The following is an 18,570-nucleotide window of genomic DNA, read 5'->3' as shown; positions in this document are numbered from 1 at the left end:
GGTCGCGCCTGCCGTGCAGCCGCTGCGCGCAGATGGCCCGTCAGAAGCGGCGGGTGTAGCGCAGGTCGAACGAGTGCTGCTGCTCGGTCTGACCGTCGCCGCCGTTGCCGGCGGTGTCGTGCCAGACCTCTAGGTTGGACGTCAGCGTCCAGTGCTCGAGCAGGAACAGATCCAGGCCGATCGTCTGCCGTACGTACGTGTTCTCGCGGCCGGTCTCGAACAGCACGCGCTGGCTCCATTGGGCGAAATCGCCGAAGCGCTGGTTCAGACGGAAACCACCGCGCGCGACCATGCCGGGGACGGCGGTGCCGAAGTCGGTATAGGGCTCGATGCGGTATCCGGTGCCCACCTCGACCTGCAGGCTGGTCGCTTCCTCGCGGATCGCGTCGAGTCGATACGTGGTGTCGACACGCCAGTTGCGTGCGTAACCGATCATCCGGTCGCGCGCCGCCGAGGGGGCGTACAGGGCGATCAGGCGCTTGTCGCGCAGCCGTTGCGCGGCCACCTGTTGCCGCTTCAGGCGTGCGGGGGTGCCGGGAGGAGGCGGGAGGGCCACGGCGCGTGGTCGCTGGCCAGTCCACTCCGCATCGCGGCAGACCAGGCTGAAGCAAGGGGAGCGCAATGGCACCTGGCCGCCGACGAGCGCGATCGGCGCCGGCATGACCGGCGCTTCGGGAAGCGGCTGGGTGAACACGGGGAGCCCGACCAGAGCGAGCCACCAACCCGGGAACATGGCAATTCCTCGATGGAAGCGTTTACAGGCCGTGGGATTATGACGCGCTGCCGCATCCCGTGGCAAGCCGGGCGGCCGTTCCACGGCGATCCGAGATCCCGGTGGCGAGGCCCTGGTGCGCCGTGCGCCCACGCCGTTCGCGGCGCACGGACGCGGCCCCGTCGGGCGCGGAGCGACGGGGCGGAGCGGGCTCGACGGGGCGGGCGGTCGAAGCGGATCGACCGCGTCCCCAGGACGATAGGGATCAGCCGCCGGAGGGTCGGACCTCGATCGCCACCGCTTCGGTGAAGGTGACGCGCAGCAGGTCGCCCACGCGCAGGTCCGGCAGGGCGGCCTGGTGCGCGGGATCGGGCACCGACAGCGTCACCGGACGCTTGTTCGGCGCTTCGACGGTCAGCGTGTTCGCGCCGGTGTCCACGGCCAGGATCGGCGCGACCAGGGTCACGCGCTCGGCCGCATGGCGCTCGGGGCGCCCACCGGGTCCGGTCGCCGGGCCCTGGTCTTCCTGCAGATACGCACCCGGGCGCAGGCTGCCGGCCGGCTGGATGTCGGCGGCAACGGCCAGCATGTAGTCCAGCGACACGTTGTCGCCGACCTCGAGCCGGTCGACGTTCTGGATCGCCGGATCGAGCTGCAGCTGCAGCGTCTCGCCGTTGTCGCGTTGCACGGTGATCACCCGCCGTGCGGCATCGACCGCCGTGATGGCGCCCGTCGCGCTGACGCGCAGCGTCTCGACCGGCGTCATGTTGCCGGTGTCCGGCAGCGGCACCGTGGTGCTGCAGGCGGCCAGGACCGTGGCCACGCAGGCGGCGAGCAGGGGGCGGCGGATGCGGTGCGGGAGGGAGGTGCGTGCGGGGACGTGCATGTCCGGAAGCTCCGAGGATGATGGGCGCAGAGTACAGCCTCAGCGGGTGCGTGGCTGCGAGAAGAACCGCCAGCGCTCGAGCATCGCGCCGCACAGCAGCGAGCCGACGGTGAGCGCGAGCCAGGGCATCGCCGCCAGCGACGGTGCCCGCGCGAGCAGGGCGCACGCCAGCGGCACCGCGACCAGCAGCGCCAGGCTGCCGTAACGCAGCGGACGGTCGCCGCCGTCGTGCCGGTCCCGGCCATCGCCGGACCGGCTCCGGCGAACGTCGCGCCAGTACAGCAGCAGGCAGGCCGCGAGCAGGGCGCCGAGGACCGTCAGGGTGATCAGCATGCCGCTGTCGCCGGCGCCGAACGGCAGCAGCCAGGCCATCAGCAAGAACAGCAGACCCAGACCCAGGGCCAGCGCGAAGAGCAGGTGCATCGGCAGGACCAGCGAACGACCCGGTGCGGGGCCGTCGACCGTGTGGGCCATCGCGATGGCGGCGACGGCCGACAGCGCCGACAGCGCGAGCAGGAGGCCGAGCGCGCCGAGCGCCATGGCGCGCCCGCCGCTGGGGGCGATCTGGCCCAGGACGATCAGCAGGGTCGTGGCGATCGCCAGCGTGGCCAGGCCGAGCAGCTTTGCCCGCGGGGACCAGCCCGTGCGCCAGCTCGAGAGCGCGGAACGCCCGTGGTGGCCCGGCACCGGGGCGAGCAGCGCTGCAGCGAGTACGGTGCCGATCAGCAGCGCGCACATCTGCAAGGGGTGCAGTGCGGATGCCAGATCGGCGCGGGCGTGCAGCAGGACGATCGACATGCCCAACCAGGCCAGCAGGCCGAGGCCTGCCGACGACAGGATCGAAGCGATGGTCGCGGGCAGCGCTGGATGCATGGTGATGGCCGGTGCCGGCGGCGCGATGGCGCACCGCGACAGGCGGCGCAGGGCCATACGGGTCGGCCGCTTACCCCGTGACGCCCCCTCGCGGCCGTTGGCGACGATACCCGCTGGCGGCTCGCTTGCCCAACGCGTACGTCACAGTTGGAGGCAGCGGCGCGATCATGCCCGGGCCGCCACACCGGGCGGTCGCCCGACGACCGGCAGATCGCCGGCGCATCGCCGGCTCAGGGATGGAACGGGAAGAACCGTGGAATCAGCAGGATCGCCGAGATCCAGAAAATGATGTTGAGCGGCATGCCGACCTTGACGAAATCCCCGAACCGGTACCCGCCGGCGGAGTAGACCATGGTGTTGGTCTGGTAGCGGATCGGGGTGGCGAAGCTGGTCGAGGCGGCGAAGGCGACGGCGATCAGCAGTGGTTTCGGATCGATGCCCATCGACTCCGCGGTGGCCAGGGCGATCGGCACCACCAGTACCGCCGAGGCGTTGTTGCTCATCACTTCGGTCAGCGCCGAGGTCATCAGGTAGATCGCCGCCAGGGTGGCCACGGGGCCGTAAGGCCCGAGAACGTGCAGGATGCCGTCGGCGGCCATCGCCGCGCCGCCGCTCTTCTGCAGGGCGATGCCGAGCGGAATGATGCCCGCCAGCAGCAGGATCACCCGCCAGTCGATGGCGGCGTAGGCCTCGTCCGGGTCGAGCAGCCGCAAGGCCACCAGCGCCACGCAGCCCAGCAAGGCGGAGGCGACGATCGGCAGCCAGCCGATCGCGGCGATGCCGATCGCGGCGGCCATGATCGCCACCGAGGCCACCGCGCGCTTGACGTCGACCTTGGGTTGCTCGCGCTCGTCGAGCACGATCATGCCGCGGTCCGCGCGCAACTCGCCGACGGTGGCCTGCGGTGCGTCCAGCAGCAGCACGTCGCCTACCGACAATTGCATCTGTTCGAGCGGCTGACGGATGGCGAGACGTCGCCGGTGGACGGCGCGGACGCGCATCCGATAGGTGTGGGCGAAGCGCATCGCCGCCAGGCTGTGGCCGATGAAGTGCGAGCCCGGCGAGATCATGGCCTCGACCAGCAGTCGCTTCTCGCTGCTGTCGGCCGACACGCCGGGGGCGCGTTCGAAGCGCAGTTTCATCGCCTTGCGTGCGGCCTCGATGTCCTTCCACTCGCCGCGCAACAGCAGCCGGTCGCCGGCCTGGATCGGCCGGTCGCGATCGTGCATCGCCACGCCGTGATGCAGGACTTCGATGAGTTCGACATCCTCGATGCCGTCGGGCAGCGCCAGATGGGGACGTTTGCCGACGACGTCCGCTTCCTCGGGCACCACGACCTCGGCGACGTAGCGGCCGACATGCTGGGCTTCCTCCGCATCGCCGGGCGCGTTGCGGTCGGGCAGCAGCCACCAGCCCAGGGTCAGCAGGTACACCGAGGCGATGCCGACGAAGATCACCCCCAGCGGTGCGAATTCGAACAGGGTGAAGCCGACGCCGGCGCTTTCTCGCGCCATCGAATCGACCAGCAGGTTGGTCGAGGTACCGATCAGCGTGCACACGCCCGCGGTCTGCGACATGTACGACAGCGGGATCAGATACTTGGAGGGCGCCCAGCGGTTGGCGGTGGTGGCGGCGATGACCAGCGGCAGGAACACCGCGACGGTGGCGGTGTTGTTGATGAAGGCGGCCACCGACACCACCGACGCCATCATCACCAGCAGGAACAGCCAGCGGTTGCGGATGCGCGAGATCAGCTCGCCGGCCGCGACCAGCGCGCCGTTGCGCTGCAGGGCGCCGCTGAGCACGAACATCGCCGCCACCATCACCGTGGCCTGGTTGCTGAAGCCCGACAGCGCCTCCGGCAGCGTCACCACGCCCAACACCAGCAATGCGGTGAGTACCAGCAAGGCCACCACGTCCACCCGAAGCTTCTCGGTGATGAAGAGGTAGATGGCCACCGCCATGACCGCCAGGGTGATCCAGAGTTCGGGGCTGAGCGTCATCGGGTCGCGGGGCAAGGAGGGGAAACGTGCGGAAGCGGGGCCCGCCGGCGGTGGGCGCCCCCTGGGCGTCGCAGCGCGCAGAAGGCGGGCCGGCGGCGCCGGATGGGATACTAGCCGACTCTCCGGATCGAGCAGGTGTGTCGGTGTCCCACAGTGTGTTCCCGCAGGTCGACGTGGCGATCGTCGGTGGCGGCGCCAGCGGCGCGCTGGTCGCCACGCATCTTGCAGGCGTCGGCGCCGATGGGCCCCGGGTCGCCTTGATCGAGGCCGGCGACCGTCTCGCGCTCGGCGCGGCCTATTCGACGCCGCGTCCGGAACATCTGCTCAATGTAGTGGCCTCCGGCATGAGCGCGTTCGATGCGCGACCGGACGATTTCGTCGATTTCCTGCGCGCCGGGCCATGGGCGGGCGAGGCGCCGGACGCGATCCGGGGCCGGTTCGCCCCGCGCATGCTGTACGGCCGGTACCTGCAGACGATTCTCGACGGCCTCCCCGCGGACGCCCCGCTGAAGCGGATGCACGGCGAGGTCGACACGGTCTCGCCGGTCGCGGACGGCGGATTCCGGTTGACCCTGACCAGTGGCGACGCGTTCCACGCCAGGACGGTGGTGCTGGCGATCGGCAACGCGTCCGCGCGTCTGCCCATCCCGGGCGCGGACGCGCTCTCGTCCGCGCAGTTGCGCGAGGCCTGGGATTACCCCCGTGTCGCCGCGATCGACCCGGATGCCGACGTGTGCATCGTGGGGGCCGGTCTGAGCATGGTGGACGCAGTGCTGACGCTCCGCGCCAACGCGCATCGCGGGCGCATCGTCGCGCTGTCGCGCAATGGTCTGATGCCGCTGCCGCATGTCGCCGCTGCCGCGCCGGCTTCCGGTGCGTATGCGGAGGCGGCCCTGGAGGCCGTCCTCGCCGGTGGGGTGCGGACGCGGATGCGCGCGCTGCGTGCCTGGGCCGCGCACGAGCAGGCAGCCGGTCGGCCGTGGCAGGGCGTCATGGCCGCCGTGCGGCCGTACGTGCAGGCGATGTGGGCATCGTTGCCGGTGTCCGAGCAGCGGCGCTTTCTCCGGCATGCCGCACGCCAGTGGGATATCCATCGCCATCGCATCGCGCCGGAGGTGGCGTCGATGCTGGAGGTGCTGCGCGCCGGAGGCGGCTTCGCGTTGCTGGCCGGGCGTGCGAAGGCGCTGCGGGTCGACGATCGCGTGCGCATCGATTACCTCGGCCGCGACGGCGCTCCGGGCCGGATCGAGGCGGATGTGGTGATCAACGCCACCGGCATGGAGAAACGCATCGTACGCACGGCCAATCCGGTGCTGCGCAGCCTGCTCGCCCAGGGCCTCGCCCGGCCGGGGCCACACGATATCGGGATCGATACCCGTCACGACGGTGCGGTCCGCGATCGCGAGGGCTGCCCGGTCCCCGGCATGTGGGCGCTCGGCGTGTTGCGGGTGGGGTCGCTGTGGGAAAGCGTCGCGATGCCGGAGCTGCGCGGCCAGGCGCACCAGGTGGCCACCGCCGTGCGGCGGCAGCTGGCCGACGGCCGGGCATAGGCGTCGCGGAGGGCGCAGGGCGTCATCGTCGCGACGCGGCTGCCTGGGCCGGAACCCCCTGCATTCCGGCCGGCGGCGCCATCCCGTTCGGTATGGACGTCGAGGCCGTCGTCGGCGCTTCCTGCGTCCTAGGTCGCCGACGGCCCATCGATTCCGGACGCCGGCAGGATGGCGCGCTCCCGGCATGTCGACACGGTTGTCGGGCGAAGGCCGCATAATCCCGGCATGGACCGATACGAACGCATCCTTTCCCTGCACCGCACCCTCAAGACCTCGCGCTATCCGGTCACCGTGGCACGCCTGCAGGACGAACTCGGTTGTTCGCGTGCGACCGTCTACCGTGATCTGGCGTTCCTGCGCGACGCATTGATGGCCCCGATCGTGGGCGACGGCGAAGCCGGCTTCCGTTACGACGCCGACGAGGGCGATCGCTTCGAACTGCCCGGCTTGTGGCTGAGCTCGGACGAGCTGCACGCCCTGCTGGCTGCGCAGCAGTTGCTCGCACGCAGCGGCGGCGGGGTCCTGTCGAACGCGCTGGCGCCGCTGCAGCAGCGTATCGAGAAGCTTCTCGACGAGCACGCCTCGGGGCGCGAGTGGCCGGTCAACCGGGTGCGGGTGATTCCCCATCACTCGCGGCGCATGGACGAACAGGCGTTCCGCTTCGTCTGCTCGGCGGTGCTCGAACGACGCCAGCTCAGCTTCGAGTACCGCGCGCGTTCCACCGACGAGAAGACCCGGCGCACCGTGTCGCCGCAACGGGTCACCCACTACCGCGGCAACTGGTACCTGGACGCCTGGGACCAGGGCCGGGAAGCGCTGCGCAGCTTCTCCGTCGATCGGATCGGCAGCGCCCGTGTCCTGGACGCGCCCGCGCGCGACATCGACGATACCGAGCTGGACCGCCACCTCGCCGGCAGCTACGGCATCTTCTCCGGCGAGCCCAAGCACTGGGCGACGATCCGCTTCAACGCGCGCGCCGCGCGCTGGGTGGCCGACGAGCACTGGCATTCGCAGCAGCAGGGCAAGCATTTGCCCGATGGCGGCTACGAACTCCGGGTGCCCTACAGTTCATCGCGCGAGTTGCTGATGGACGTGTTGCACTACGGTGCGGACGCCACCATCGTCGAGCCCGCCTCGCTGCGCGAGCAGGCGCGCAGCCTGCTCGAGTTGGCGCTCACCAACTACACCCACTGAGGCGCGCCCCCGCGCGCCCGGGGGTGAGCGAAGATCCGCCAACGCTGGATCGTCGCCGCCGATGCGTGGGGTCGCAGCTTCTGCGACCCCGGGCGGAGAGCATGCAGGCATCGACCCTGCCTGCTGCCGGAGCCGCCATGTCCATCCCCGCCGTCTCGAGTTTCGAATCTCCCGTCGCCCCGCTGCGGCTCATGCTGCTGGGTGCATTGTTTCTGGGCGCGATCGCCCTGCTGTCCCTGCCCGGTGCGAGGAGCGCCGTCTCGCCGCTGGGCCCGCTGCCGTTCTGGCTGCTGGGCATGCCATTGGCGAGCCTGGCCGCGCTCGTGCTGCGCGACCGCCTGCTGCCGCCGTCCCGCGACTCCGTGTCTTCGTCCTCGTCTTCGTCCACGGGGTCGCGGCGGCGGGCAGCACCGGTGCAGGCCCGCCGTCGCGCGGCGAGCCGACCTCGCCGCCGCGGGCTGCCGCACGCGGCCTGATGGTCGCGTTCCGGCGTACACGTTTCGACGCGGCCTTCCGGCGGCTGACGCGCCTGCGCCGGGTCGGCCGGTGGACCGACGAGGAGCACCCCGCCTCCGGCGGCCGGGCGGTGCTCTCCTGCATGCCGGTACCGGGTGGCGCGCCTGCACGGGTGCGGGCCCGGTCCGTGTGCCGCATGCAGCGCAGCTCCGGGTCTCCCGCCCGCTTCTCCGGGCGATGCGAGCGCGGGAGAGGCGAGAGGTCCGGCGTCGTCGCGGCCGGGCGATGAAGGGAACTCCATCCGCCCGGCCCTGTGCTAGCGTTCGCGGTTTCTGAAACCGCACCGACAGGGGAGCGACGCGATGGCGAAGTTTTCGCAGCTGTGCCTGGCCGCAGGCCTGGCGCTGGGATTGGCCGGAGGTGCCCATGCACAGGAGCAGGCCGTGAACGACGATCCCCACCAGTGGCTGGAAGACGTCGAGGGCGAGCGGTCGCTGGCGTGGGTACGCGAGCAGAACGCGGCCGCCGAAGCCGAACTGGCGGCCACGCCGGCGTTCCAGCGGCTGGAGGCCGACCTGCTGGCCATCTACGACTCCGACGATCGCATCCCGGTGGTGTCCAAGCAGGGCGAGTACTACTACAACTTCTGGCGCGACCGGAACCATGAGCGCGGCATCTGGCGGCGGACCACGCTGGAGGAGTACCGCAAGCCGCAGCCGCAGTGGGAGGTGCTGCTCGACCTCGATGCGCTCAACGCCGCCGAGGGCGAGAACTGGGTCTGGCACGGTGCCGACTGCCTGCGTCCGGACTACGCGCGCTGCCTGATCGCGCTTTCGCGCGGCGGCGCCGATGCCAACGTCACCCGCGAGTTCGATCTGTCGACCCGGCAATGGGTCGAGGACGGCTTCTTCCGTCCCGAGGCCAAGGGCGGCCTGCAGTGGATCGACCGCGACAACGTCTACGTCTACACCGACTTCGGCGACGGCTCGCTGACCAGCTCCGGCTATCCGCGCGTGGTCAAGCAGTGGACGCGCGGCACGTCGATGGAGCAGGCGACGGTGGTCTACGAAGGCCAGCCGGACGACATGTACATCGCCGCGATGCGCGATCATACGCCGGGCTTCGAGCGCGACTTCGTCAGCCGCACCCTCGCGTTCTACAACGACGAGCTCTACGTGCGTGGTGCCGACGGCACGCTGGCGAAGGTCGACGCGCCGAACTCGGCCAACAAGAACGTCCATCGCGAATGGCTGACGCTGGAGCTGCGCGAGCCGCTGGCCGTCGAGGGCCGTACCTATCCGGCCGGTTCGCTGCTGGCGGCGAAGTTCGACGACTACATGGCGGGCGCGCGGAACTTCGAGGTGCTGTTCGAGCCCACCGACACCACGTCATTGGCCGGCATCACCTTCACCCGCAGCCATGTCGTGCTCAACGTGCTCGACGACGTCAAGAACCGCCTGAGCGTGCTCACCCCGGGTCGCGACGGCTGGGCCAGCGGCGCGTTCGCGGGCGCACCGGAGTTCGGCACCGTGGCGGTGAGCGCGGTGGACAGCGACGCGTCCGATGCCGTGTGGATGACGGTCACCGATTACCTCACCCCGAGCACCCTGTCGCTGGCCGAGATCGGCCAGACGCCGGAAACGCTGAAGACGATGCCGGCGTTCTTCGATGCGTCCACGCACGAGATCGAGCAGCACTTCGCGACCTCGAAGGACGGCACGCGCGTGCCGTACTTCCTGGTGCGGCCGAAGGACATGGCGCTCGACGGCAGCAACCCGACCCTGCTGTACGGCTACGGCGGGTTCGAGATCTCGTTGACGCCGGGATACTCCGGCGGCGTCGGCAAGGGCTGGCTCGAGCAGGGTGGCGTGTATGCCGTCGCCAACATCCGCGGCGGCGGCGAGTACGGCCCGCGCTGGCACCAGGCCGCGCTCAAGGAGAACCGCCATCGCGCCTACGAGGACTTCGCCGCGGTCGCGCAGGACATGATCGACCGCAGGATCACCTCGCCGCAGCACCTGGGCATCCGCGGCGGCAGCAACGGCGGCCTGCTGACCGGCAACATGCTCACCCAGTACCCGGATCTGTTCGGCGCGGTGGTGATCCAGGTGCCGCTGCTGGACATGCAGCGCTACCACAAGCTGCTGGCCGGGGCTTCTTGGATGGCCGAGTACGGCAATCCCGATCGTCCGGAAGAGTGGGCCTACATCCAGACCTTCTCGCCGTACCACCTGTTCGACCCGGCGAAGGACTACCCGCCCACGCTGATCCTCACCTCGACCCGCGACGACCGCGTCCACCCCGGTCATGCACGCAAGATGCACGCGCTGATGTCGGAGGCCGGCAAGGACGTGCGCTATTACGAGAACATCGAGGGCGGCCACGGCGGTGCGGCCAACAACCGTCAGGCCGCCCACATGGATGCGCTGTACTACACCTTCCTCTGGCAGCAGTTGAAGTAACCGCGCTGCCATCGGCCCCGGCCGCCCGAAGGGGCGGCCGGCGTTGCAATCCGCGTCCGGAACCCCATCCATGAAACGTCTCTCCCTGCTGACCGCCGCACTGCTCATGACCGCATCCATCCACGCCGCCGACCTCCCGCCGCCGCCCGACGCGGAGCAGCATCCGCACGAGGTCCGTGCGCCGCATGGCGCGGTGCGCAACGACCCGTACTACTGGTTGCGCGACGACGCGCGCGAAGCCGCTCCCGTGATCGACTACCTCAATGCGGAGAACAGCTACGCCGACGCGGTGATGGCACCGCTGCAGGCGCTGCAGGGCACGCTGTACGACGAGATCGTCGGCCGCATCAAGCAGGACGACAGCTCGGTGCCCTACCGCGAGCGCGGCTTCTGGTACTACTCGCGCTTCGAGACCGGCAAGGACTACCCGATCTACGCGCGCCGCGCCGACGCCGACGGCGTGGACGCCGCCGGCCTGCTGGCCGACAACGACGCCGCGCGTCTCGACGGCGAGCAGGTGCTGCTCGACGTCAACGCGTTGGCGGAGGGCAAGGACTACTACAACGTCGGCACCTACGCGGTCAGCCAGGACAACCGCCTGCTGGCCTATGCCGAAGACACCAACGGCCGCCGCCAGTACACGGTGCGGTTCCGCAATCTCGAGACCGGCGAGGACTATCCGGACGTCATCACCGGGGTGTCGGCCAACCTGATCTGGGCCGACGACGATCGCACGCTGTTCTACGTCGAGAACGATCCCGAGACCCTGCTCACCGTGCGGGTGAAGAAGCATGTGCTGGGCACGCCCGTCGCCGACGACGTGTTGGTCTACGAAGAGCACGACGACAGCTTCTACATGGGCATCGACCGCACCCGCGACGACCGCTACATCGTCATCGGCGTGAGCAGCACGGTCTCCGACGAGTTGCGCTACGCGCCGGCCGACAACCCCGAAACGTTCACCGTGCTGGCACCGCGCGAACGCGACGTCGAGTACAGCGCCGACCACCACGGCGGCCGCTGGGTGATCCGCACCAACGCGGACGGCGCCGCGAACTTCAAACTGGTCACCGCGCCCGACGGCGCCACCGCCCGCAGCCAGTGGCAGGACTGGGTGCCGCACCGCGAGGACGTCTTCGTCGAGGGCTTCGAGCTGTTCGACGGCTTCACGGCGATCGGCGAGCGTTCGGACGCGCTGGAGCGCGTGCGCGTGCTCAAGGCCGACGGCAGCGAGCAGCACGTGGCCGCCGACGAGCCGGCCTACTCGATGGGCCTGTCGGTGAATGCCGAGGCCGACACCGACTGGCTGCGCTACAGCTACACCTCGCTGACCACGCCGGCCACGACGTACGAGGTCAACGTGGTCACCGGCGAACGCCGCGAGCTCAAGCAGCAGCCGGTGATCGGCTACGACCCGTCGCAGTACGTGACCGAGCGGGTGTGGAGCGAAGCCCGCGACGGCACCCGTATTCCGGTGTCGCTGGTCTACCGCAAGGGCTTCGAGAAGGACGGCACCGCGGCACTGCTGCAGTACGCCTACGGCAGCTACGGCGCGTCGATGGACCCGGGCTTCAACCTGCCGGTGATCAGCCTGCTCGACCGCGGCATGGTCTACGCCATCGCCCACATCCGTGGCGGCCAGGAGATGGGCCGCGCGTGGTACGACGACGGCAAGCTGTTCAACAAGATCAATACCTTCACCGACTTCATCGACGTCACCCGCGACCTGGTCGCGCGCGGCTATGCGGCCAAGGATCGGGTTGCCGGCTATGGCGGCAGCGCCGGCGGCCTGCTGATGGGCGCGGTGGCGAACATGGCGCCGCAGGATTACCGCGTGATCCTGTCGCAGGTGCCGTTCGTCGACGTGGTCACCACGATGCTCGACCGCAGCATCCCGCTGACCACCAACGAGTACGACGAGTGGGGCAACCCGGAGCAGAAGGACTACTACGACTACATGCTCTCGTATTCGCCATACGACAACCTGAGCGCGCAGGCCTATCCGGCGATGTTCGTCGGCACCGGCCTGTGGGATTCGCAGGTGCAGTACTGGGAGCCGGCGAAGTATGTCGCCCGGCTGCGCGATCTCGACACCGGCGAGGGCCCGATCGTGTTCCGCACCAACATGGACGCCGGTCACGGCGGCAAGTCCGGGCGGTTCCGCCGCTACCGCGAGCTGGCCGAAATGTACGCGTTCCTGATCGACCAGCTGGACGCGCCGGCCGCGGCCCGCTGACGGGAGGCGAGTCGGAACCGCGTTCCTCCGGGCACGCGCCTCTCTCCCGACCTCGAGGTGACGCAAGGCGGGTCGTGCATGCAGCGCGGCCCGCTTTGGGCGAGAGCAGATGAGAGGGTGGGCTCCGGTGGGAGCGTCGCCGCAGCCGGGGCATGCGCCTCGGCTCGGTCAGACATCCCTGTCTGACGCGCCGCCGCAGGCCCGCTCCGCGGTCCGGCCCCTCGCAGGCTCGGGGCGTTCGAGCCGACGCGCGGCAGTGCCGCGCAAGCCGTCGGCTCTCACCCATGGCCTGCTCTCCGCATACCCCGGCCGCCGGGGCGCGGCGTCATGACGAAGCCGACGCAAGCGGCCGCCCTTCGAGTCACGCGAATCGGCGAAGCATCTTTTTTGTGTGACTGGCCCAGGTGACGAAGGCGCCAAGGCGATTGGCATGGCCGAGGGGTCTCCAGGTCGCCGCGTCACGCAGCGCTGCCGTGCGCCCGATGCGCCCCCGGCGGTCCCCGAAACTCTCCGGCAGGACCCGGTCACCCCTGTGCCATGATGGCGCGTCGTCGCCCTGGTCCCGCTGCCGGCCCGCATGAGTTCCGTCCCCGTTTCCGTTGCCCGCACGACGCCCCGGGGTGTGCATGGCGCCGACTGAGCCCGTCGATCCAGAGCGCCGCCCCGGCTCCGAGCACGATGCGGAGCGGGACCCGGAGCGCCCCGTCCGCTTCCGCTGGGCCTGGTGGCTGCTGGCCTACACCAGCCTCGGTCTCGGCCTGGTCGGCGTGTTCGTGCCGGGTCTGCCGACCACGGTCTTCGTGCTGATCGCCGCCTGGGCGGCGGCGCGGGGCTCGGCGCGCCTGCGGCGCCGGTTGCTCGCCCACCGCCGTTTCGGCCCTGCGATCCGCGACTGGGAACGTCATGGCGCGGTCAGCCGCCGTGGCAAGCGGATGGCGACCGTCGCGATGACGGTTTGTGCCCTGGTCCTGCTGCTGGTGATGCCGCTGTTCCCCGCCCATCGCTGGTGGATGACCGCGTTGCCCATCGTCTGCATGACCTGCGTCGCCGTCTGGTTGTGGACGCGGCCCGAACCGCCGGCGCCATCGACCGGCTGATATCGGCTGGCTGATATCGGGAATCGACGTTCCTCGCCATCGCGCGGACGGCTACACTGCCGCCATGAATCGAGATCGCATGTCGCCGCTGTCCGCGGCCCTTCCCCTGGCCCTGTGCCTGCTGCTGGCCGCCTGCGGCAACAAGGGCGACCTGTTCATGCCGCCGCCCGAGCCGACGGTGGTCGACGATGTCGACCCGCCCGCGCCCGGGGCCGCTCAGGACGCGGACGACGCCCGGCCGCCGCCGCCGGATCCGGTCACCGATCCGATCCTCGATCCGGCCATCGAGATCCGCAGCGACACCGGCGAAGACGAGGCGCTGCCGGCGACCGAGTCGCCGGTGATGCCGCTGCCCCTGCCGCCCCGGGACGGGACCGAAGGCGAGGGCGGCGAAGAGGGCCCATGAGCCCTCGCGTCCACCCATGAGCGGGTTGCGTTTCAGCAAGATGCACGGCGCGGGCAACGACTTCGTCGTGCTCGACCTGCGCGCTGGCCGGCCGCCGCCGTCGCCCGCCCTGTGCCGGGCGCTGGCCGACCGCCACACCGGCGTGGGCTGCGACCAGATCCTCACTGTCGAAGCGCCGCGCAGTGCCGGTGCGGTGGCCAGTTACGGGATCTGGAACAGCGACGGCTCCGCGTCGCGCCAGTGCGGCAACGGTGCGCGCTGCGTGGCCGCCTGGCTGCGTCGCGACGGCACGGCCGCGGGGAGCGGCTTCGTCCTCGACAGCCCGTCGGGCCGGCACGCCGTCGAGGTGCTCGACGACGGCCGCCTGCGCGTGGCGCTGGGCGTGCCCGATTTCGCGCCGCCGTCGGTGCCGCTGGCCGGGTTCGACGCCGAAAGCGATCACTACACCTTGGCGGTCGAGGCCCACCCGGTGCGCTTCGGCGCCGTGTCGATGGGCAATCCGCATGCCGTGATCGAGGTCGACGACGTCGACGCCGCGCCGGTCGCGACGCTCGGCCCCGGTCTGCAGCGGCACGCGGCGTTTCCGGATTCGGTCAATGTCGGTTTCGCACAGGTCGTCGACCGCGGCAACGTCCGGTTGCGGGTCTACGAGCGCGGTGTCGGCGAGACCCTGGCCTGCGGCAGCGGCGCCAGCGCCGCCGCCGCCGTGCTGATGCGCCTGGGGCGCGTCGAACGTGCGGTGGATGTCGCGCTGCCCGGCGGGACCCTGCGCATCGACTGGCCCGACGCCGCCGCCGAGCTGACCATGGCCGGACCGGCCGCATTCGTGTTCGAAGGAGAATGGATCGCATGAGCGAGACCATCGAAAAACTGGGTGCCCACGAGGTGGCCGCCTGGCTACGTCGCCACCCGAAGTTCCTGCAGCAGTTCCCCGACCTCGCCATGACCCTGGTCGTGCCGCGCGAGGACGGGCCGACCGCGTCGCTGGCGGGCTATCAGCTCGATGTCCTGCGTGACAAGAACCGCGAACTGTCGCGGCGGTTGCAGGAACTGGTCGCGGTGTCGCAGGAGAACGAACGGCTGGCGGTGCGGACCCACCAGCTCACCCTCGCGCTGATGCGCGAGCGCGATACCGCGGGCGTGGTGCGCGCGATGGCGGCCACGCTTGCCGAGGATTTCAACGGCGATCTGGTCCGGGTGGTGCTGTTTTCGCCGGTGCCGGGCCTGGAGGCCGACGACTGGTTGCGGATCGTCTCGCGCGACGATGCGGCGCTGCGCCCGTTCGCCGATGCGCTCGCCGCGGGCGAGCCGCTGTGCGGGCGCCTGCACCCCGACAAGCAGGCACTGCTGTATGGCGCGCGCGTCGGTGAGGTCCAGTCCACCGCGCTCCTGCCCCTGGAGGGCGTGGGCCTGGTCGCCGTCGGCAGCCACGATGCCAACCGCTTCTATCCCGGCATGGGCACGTTGTTCCTGCGCATGATGGGCGAGGCGTTCGTCGCGGCGATGCGGCGCGACGCGGACTGACATCGTGTCCGTCGCGGCGGTCGAGCGCGAAGCGACGTTGCCGCAGGCGATGCTCGATTTCCTCGAGCATCTGCAGGTCGAGAAGCGGATGTCCGTGCACACCCTCGACGCCTATCGGCGCGATCTGGCCGCCCTGTCCGCCTGGGTGGACGCCCGGGCCGACGCGGAGTGCGTCAGCCTGGACAGCACGCAGGTGCGCGCCTTCGTCGCCGCCGAACACCGGCGCGGCTTGTCGCCCAAGAGCGTGCAGCGGCGGCTGTCGGCCTGCCGCAGTTTCTATCGCTGGTTGCTGCGGCACGGGCGCATCGTGGCCGATCCCTGCGCCGGCGTGCGCGCACCCAAGGCCCAGCGCAAGCTGCCGGAGGTGCTCGACCCCGACGAAGCCAAGGCCCTGGTCGAAGTGGCGACCGATGCGCCCCTGGGCCTGCGCGACCGGGCGATGCTGGAGCTGTTCTACTCGTCGGGGCTGCGCGTGTCGGAACTGTGTGCGTTGCGCTGGCGCGACCTGGATCTGGCCGAAGGCCTGGTCGCGGTGCTCGGCAAGGGCAACCGCCAGCGCGTGGTGCCGGTGGGCTCGCATGCGCGGCGCGCGCTGGCCGACTGGGCGGCCGACGGCGGCGCGGCATCCGAAGCGCCGGTCTTCCCGGGCCGTGCCGGAGGCCCGATCACGTCGCGCGCCGTGCAGTTGCGCATGCGCCAGCTGGCGCAGCGGCAGGGTCTGTTCAAGCGGGTGCATCCCCATCTGCTGCGGCACTCCTTCGCCAGCCATGTCCTGGAGTCCTCCGGCGACCTGCGCGGCGTGCAGGAGCTGCTCGGCCACGCCGACATCGCCACCACCCAGATCTACACCCATCTCGACTACCAGCACCTGGCGAAGGTGTACGACGCGGCCCACCCGCGCGCGCGGCGGCGCCGCGACGACGGCGACGACACCGCGTCCTGACACGACGGCCGCTGAATCGCGGCCGCGTGCCCGGGCCCACCCACGCCCTTGCGTGCGCGCCCGGCGATCCCCACTCAGGGGATTCGTTCCCCGGAGGCCCGCATGGACCCCAGCCAGAATCCCCACGTCTTCCACGCCACCACCATCGTGTCGATCCGGCGCAACGGCAAGGTGGTCGTCGCCGGCGACGGCCAGGTCACCCTCGGCCACACCGTGATGAAGGGCCATGCGCGCAAAGTGCGTCGTCTCGGCGACGGCCAGGTGCTGGCCGGTTTCGCCGGCGCCGCAGCGGATGCATTCACCCTGTTCGAGCTGTTCGAAACCAAGCTGCAGCAGCACGGCGGCCAACTGGTGCGCGCGGCGGTCGAGCTGGTGAAGGACTGGCGTACCGACCGCCGCTACGGAAAGCTCGAAGCGCTGCTGGCGGTGGCCGACAAGGAAACCTCGCTGATCATCAGCGGCAACGGCGACATCATCGAGCCCGACGACGGCATCGTCGCCATCGGCTCCGGCGGCTCGTACGCCCTGTCGGCCGCGCGCGCGTTGCTGGCCCATACCGAGCTCGACGCGCGCGCGGTGGCCACGGAGGCGCTCAACATCGCCGGCGACATCTGCATCTACACCAACCGCAACGTGGTCGTCGAAGAGCTCTGACGGTCCACCCCGCGCCGCGCCGCCCGCGATGGCGCCACGGGGCCTGGCGACGGCATGCCGCGCCAGGCCACCCTCATCCGACGCTTCGCGCCACCTTCTCCCGCACGCGGGAGAAGGGCCAACGCAAGGTCCCAATGCAAGGTCCGTTCCCGATGCCGAACAACACCTCCCACAGTTCGTCCACCATGACTCCGCGCGAGATCGTGCAGGAGCTCGACCGCCACATCGTCGGTCAGAGCGCGGCCAAGCGCGCGGTCGCCATCGCGCTGCGCAACCGCTGGCGTCGCGCGCAGCTCCCCGACGAGTTGCGCAACGAGGTCATGCCCAAGAACATCCTGATGATCGGTCCCACCGGTGTCGGCAAGACCGAGATCGCGCGGCGTCTGGCCACGCTGGCCAATGCGCCGTTCGTGAAGGTGGAAGCGACCCGGTTCACCGAAGTCGGCTACGTGGGCAAGGATGTCGAGCAGATCATCCGCGATCTCGCCGATACCGCGGTCAAGCTCTATCGCGAGCAGGCCAAGCAGCGCGTGCGCACGCAGGCCGAAGAGCGTGCCGAGGATCGCATCCTCGACGCCCTGCTGCCGCGCCGCGATGCGCCGGGCCAGGCATTCGGCTTCGGCGCGAACGCGCAGCAGACCAGTGTCGACATCGGCGCGGAGCCCTCCGCGAAAGAGTCGGAAACCCGCCAGAAGCTGCGTCGCCAGCTGCGCGCCAGCGACCTCGACGAGCGCGAGATCGAGCTCGATCTCGCCGCCGGCGGCAGCGGCGTGGACATCATGACCCCGCCGGGCATGGAGGAAATGGGCCAGCAGTTGCGGCAGATGTTCGCCAACCTCGGTGGCGGCAAGACCCACAAGCGCACGTTGACGATCAAGGCCGCGCGCCCGCTGCTGATCGAGGAGGAGGCCGGCAAGCTGGTCAACGAGGACGATGTGCGCGAGGCGGCCATCGAGGCCTGCGAACAGCACGGCATCGTCTTCATCGACGAGATCGACAAAGTCGCCAAGCGCAGCGAGTCGGTCGGCGGCGGCGACGTCAGCCGCGAAGGCGTACAGCGCGACCTGCTGCCGCTGGTGGAAGGCTCCACGGTCAGCACCAAGTACGGCTCGATCAAGACCGACCACATCCTGTTCATCGCCTCGGGCGCGTTCCATGTGGCCAAGCCCAGCGACCTGGTGCCCGAGCTGCAGGGCCGCTTCCCGATCCGGGTCGAGCTCACCGCGCTGACCAAGCCGGATTTCGTGCGCATCCTCACCGAGCCGCGCGCGGCGCTGACGCGCCAGTACGTCGAACTGCTCAAGACCGAGGGCGTCGAGCTGAGCTTCGCCGACGACGCGGTCGATCGTCTGGCCGAGATCGCCGCGCAGGTCAACGAGACCCAGGAGAACATCGGTGCGCGTCGCCTGCACACCGTGCTCGAGCGGCTGCTCGACACCCTGAGCTTCGAGGCGCCGGACAAGGGCGGCAGCGTCGCGATCGACCGCGCTTACGTCGATGCGCACCTCGGCGAACTGGTCAAGGACCAGGACCTGAGCCGCTACATCCTCTGAGGGCAGGGCCCGGCGCGGGCG

16 protein-coding genes are annotated in these 18,570 nt (G+C 70.4%); 12 read left to right on the top strand and 4 right to left on the bottom strand.

The annotated features are described in order from the left end of the window. Positions 1-40: 40 nt before the first annotated feature. From RG19_RS13685 to RG19_RS13670, 4 genes are all read right to left on the bottom strand, one after another. On the bottom strand, positions 41-733 hold the full coding sequence (locus tag RG19_RS13685) for a DUF481 domain-containing protein (RefSeq protein ID WP_058835755.1): 693 nt from the start codon (positions 731-733) through the stop codon (positions 41-43). Positions 734-977: 244 nt separating this feature from the next. Beyond that, positions 978-1,598: a hypothetical protein gene (locus tag RG19_RS13680; RefSeq protein ID WP_058835754.1), complete on the bottom strand. Its 621-nt coding sequence runs from the start codon at positions 1,596-1,598 to the stop codon at positions 978-980. Between the two features lie 39 nt (positions 1,599-1,637). Further along, positions 1,638-2,471: a hypothetical protein gene (locus RG19_RS13675; protein WP_157515277.1), complete on the bottom strand. Its 834-nt coding sequence runs from the start codon at positions 2,469-2,471 to the stop codon at positions 1,638-1,640. A 230-nt stretch (positions 2,472-2,701) separates the two neighbouring features. Next, complete coding sequence (locus tag RG19_RS13670; RefSeq protein WP_058835752.1) at positions 2,702-4,474, bottom strand: SLC13 family permease; 1,773 nt, start codon at positions 4,472-4,474, stop codon at positions 2,702-2,704. Positions 4,475-4,611: 137 nt separating this feature from the next. Here RG19_RS13670 and RG19_RS13665 point away from each other — a divergent pair, with 137 nt between their 5' ends. The 12 genes from RG19_RS13665 to hslU all read left to right on the top strand — a co-directional run bounded on the left by RG19_RS13665 (position 4,612) and on the right by hslU (position 18,549). Then, positions 4,612-6,024, top strand: coding sequence for an FAD/NAD(P)-binding protein (locus tag RG19_RS13665; RefSeq protein ID WP_162267082.1), 1,413 nt, complete (start codon positions 4,612-4,614; stop codon positions 6,022-6,024). Between the two features lie 225 nt (positions 6,025-6,249). Continuing rightward, positions 6,250-7,218, top strand: a complete 969-nt coding sequence (locus RG19_RS13660) for a helix-turn-helix transcriptional regulator (protein WP_058835750.1) — start codon at positions 6,250-6,252, stop codon at positions 7,216-7,218. Positions 7,219-7,355: 137 nt separating this feature from the next. Next, complete coding sequence (locus tag RG19_RS13655) at positions 7,356-7,694, top strand: hypothetical protein (protein WP_058835749.1); 339 nt, start codon at positions 7,356-7,358, stop codon at positions 7,692-7,694. A 342-nt stretch (positions 7,695-8,036) separates the two neighbouring features. Next, positions 8,037-10,136: a prolyl oligopeptidase family serine peptidase gene (locus RG19_RS13650; protein WP_058835748.1), complete on the top strand. Its 2,100-nt coding sequence runs from the start codon at positions 8,037-8,039 to the stop codon at positions 10,134-10,136. Positions 10,137-10,206: 70 nt separating this feature from the next. Further along, positions 10,207-12,372 (top strand): S9 family peptidase, encoded by a 2,166-nt coding sequence (locus RG19_RS13645; RefSeq protein WP_058835747.1) that lies wholly within the window; start codon positions 10,207-10,209, stop codon positions 12,370-12,372. A gap of 626 nt (positions 12,373-12,998) precedes the next feature. Continuing rightward, positions 12,999-13,469: a YbaN family protein gene (locus RG19_RS13640; protein WP_082672675.1), complete on the top strand. Its 471-nt coding sequence runs from the start codon at positions 12,999-13,001 to the stop codon at positions 13,467-13,469. A gap of 79 nt (positions 13,470-13,548) precedes the next feature. Further along, positions 13,549-13,875 (top strand): LPS translocon maturation chaperone LptM, encoded by a 327-nt coding sequence (gene lptM, locus RG19_RS18035; RefSeq protein ID WP_058835746.1) that lies wholly within the window; start codon positions 13,549-13,551, stop codon positions 13,873-13,875. 16 nt (positions 13,876-13,891) lie between these two features. After that, positions 13,892-14,728, top strand: a complete 837-nt coding sequence (gene dapF / locus RG19_RS13630) for a diaminopimelate epimerase (protein WP_058835745.1) — start codon at positions 13,892-13,894, stop codon at positions 14,726-14,728. Next, positions 14,725-15,399 (top strand): DUF484 family protein, encoded by a 675-nt coding sequence (locus RG19_RS13625; RefSeq protein ID WP_058835744.1) that lies wholly within the window; start codon positions 14,725-14,727, stop codon positions 15,397-15,399. Before dapF ends, RG19_RS13625 begins: the two co-directional genes overlap by 4 nt. 49 nt (positions 15,400-15,448) lie before the next feature. After that, positions 15,449-16,342, top strand: coding sequence for a tyrosine recombinase XerC (xerC, locus tag RG19_RS13620; RefSeq protein WP_082672836.1), 894 nt, complete (start codon positions 15,449-15,451; stop codon positions 16,340-16,342). Positions 16,343-16,444: 102 nt separating this feature from the next. Further along, entirely contained in the window at positions 16,445-16,996 is a 552-nt protein-coding gene (hslV, locus tag RG19_RS13615) for an ATP-dependent protease subunit HslV (protein ID WP_058835742.1), read from the top strand. 152 nt (positions 16,997-17,148) lie between these two features. Then, on the top strand, positions 17,149-18,549 hold the full coding sequence (gene hslU, locus RG19_RS13610) for an ATP-dependent protease ATPase subunit HslU (protein ID WP_058835741.1): 1,401 nt from the start codon (positions 17,149-17,151) through the stop codon (positions 18,547-18,549). Positions 18,550-18,570 lie beyond the last annotated feature (21 nt).

Origin of the sequence: Luteimonas abyssi, assembly GCF_001482195.1 — a bacterium.
Taxonomy (GTDB): Bacteria; Pseudomonadota; Gammaproteobacteria; order Xanthomonadales; family Xanthomonadaceae; genus Luteimonas; species Luteimonas abyssi.
This window is presented reverse-complemented; position numbering and strand designations above follow the sequence as displayed.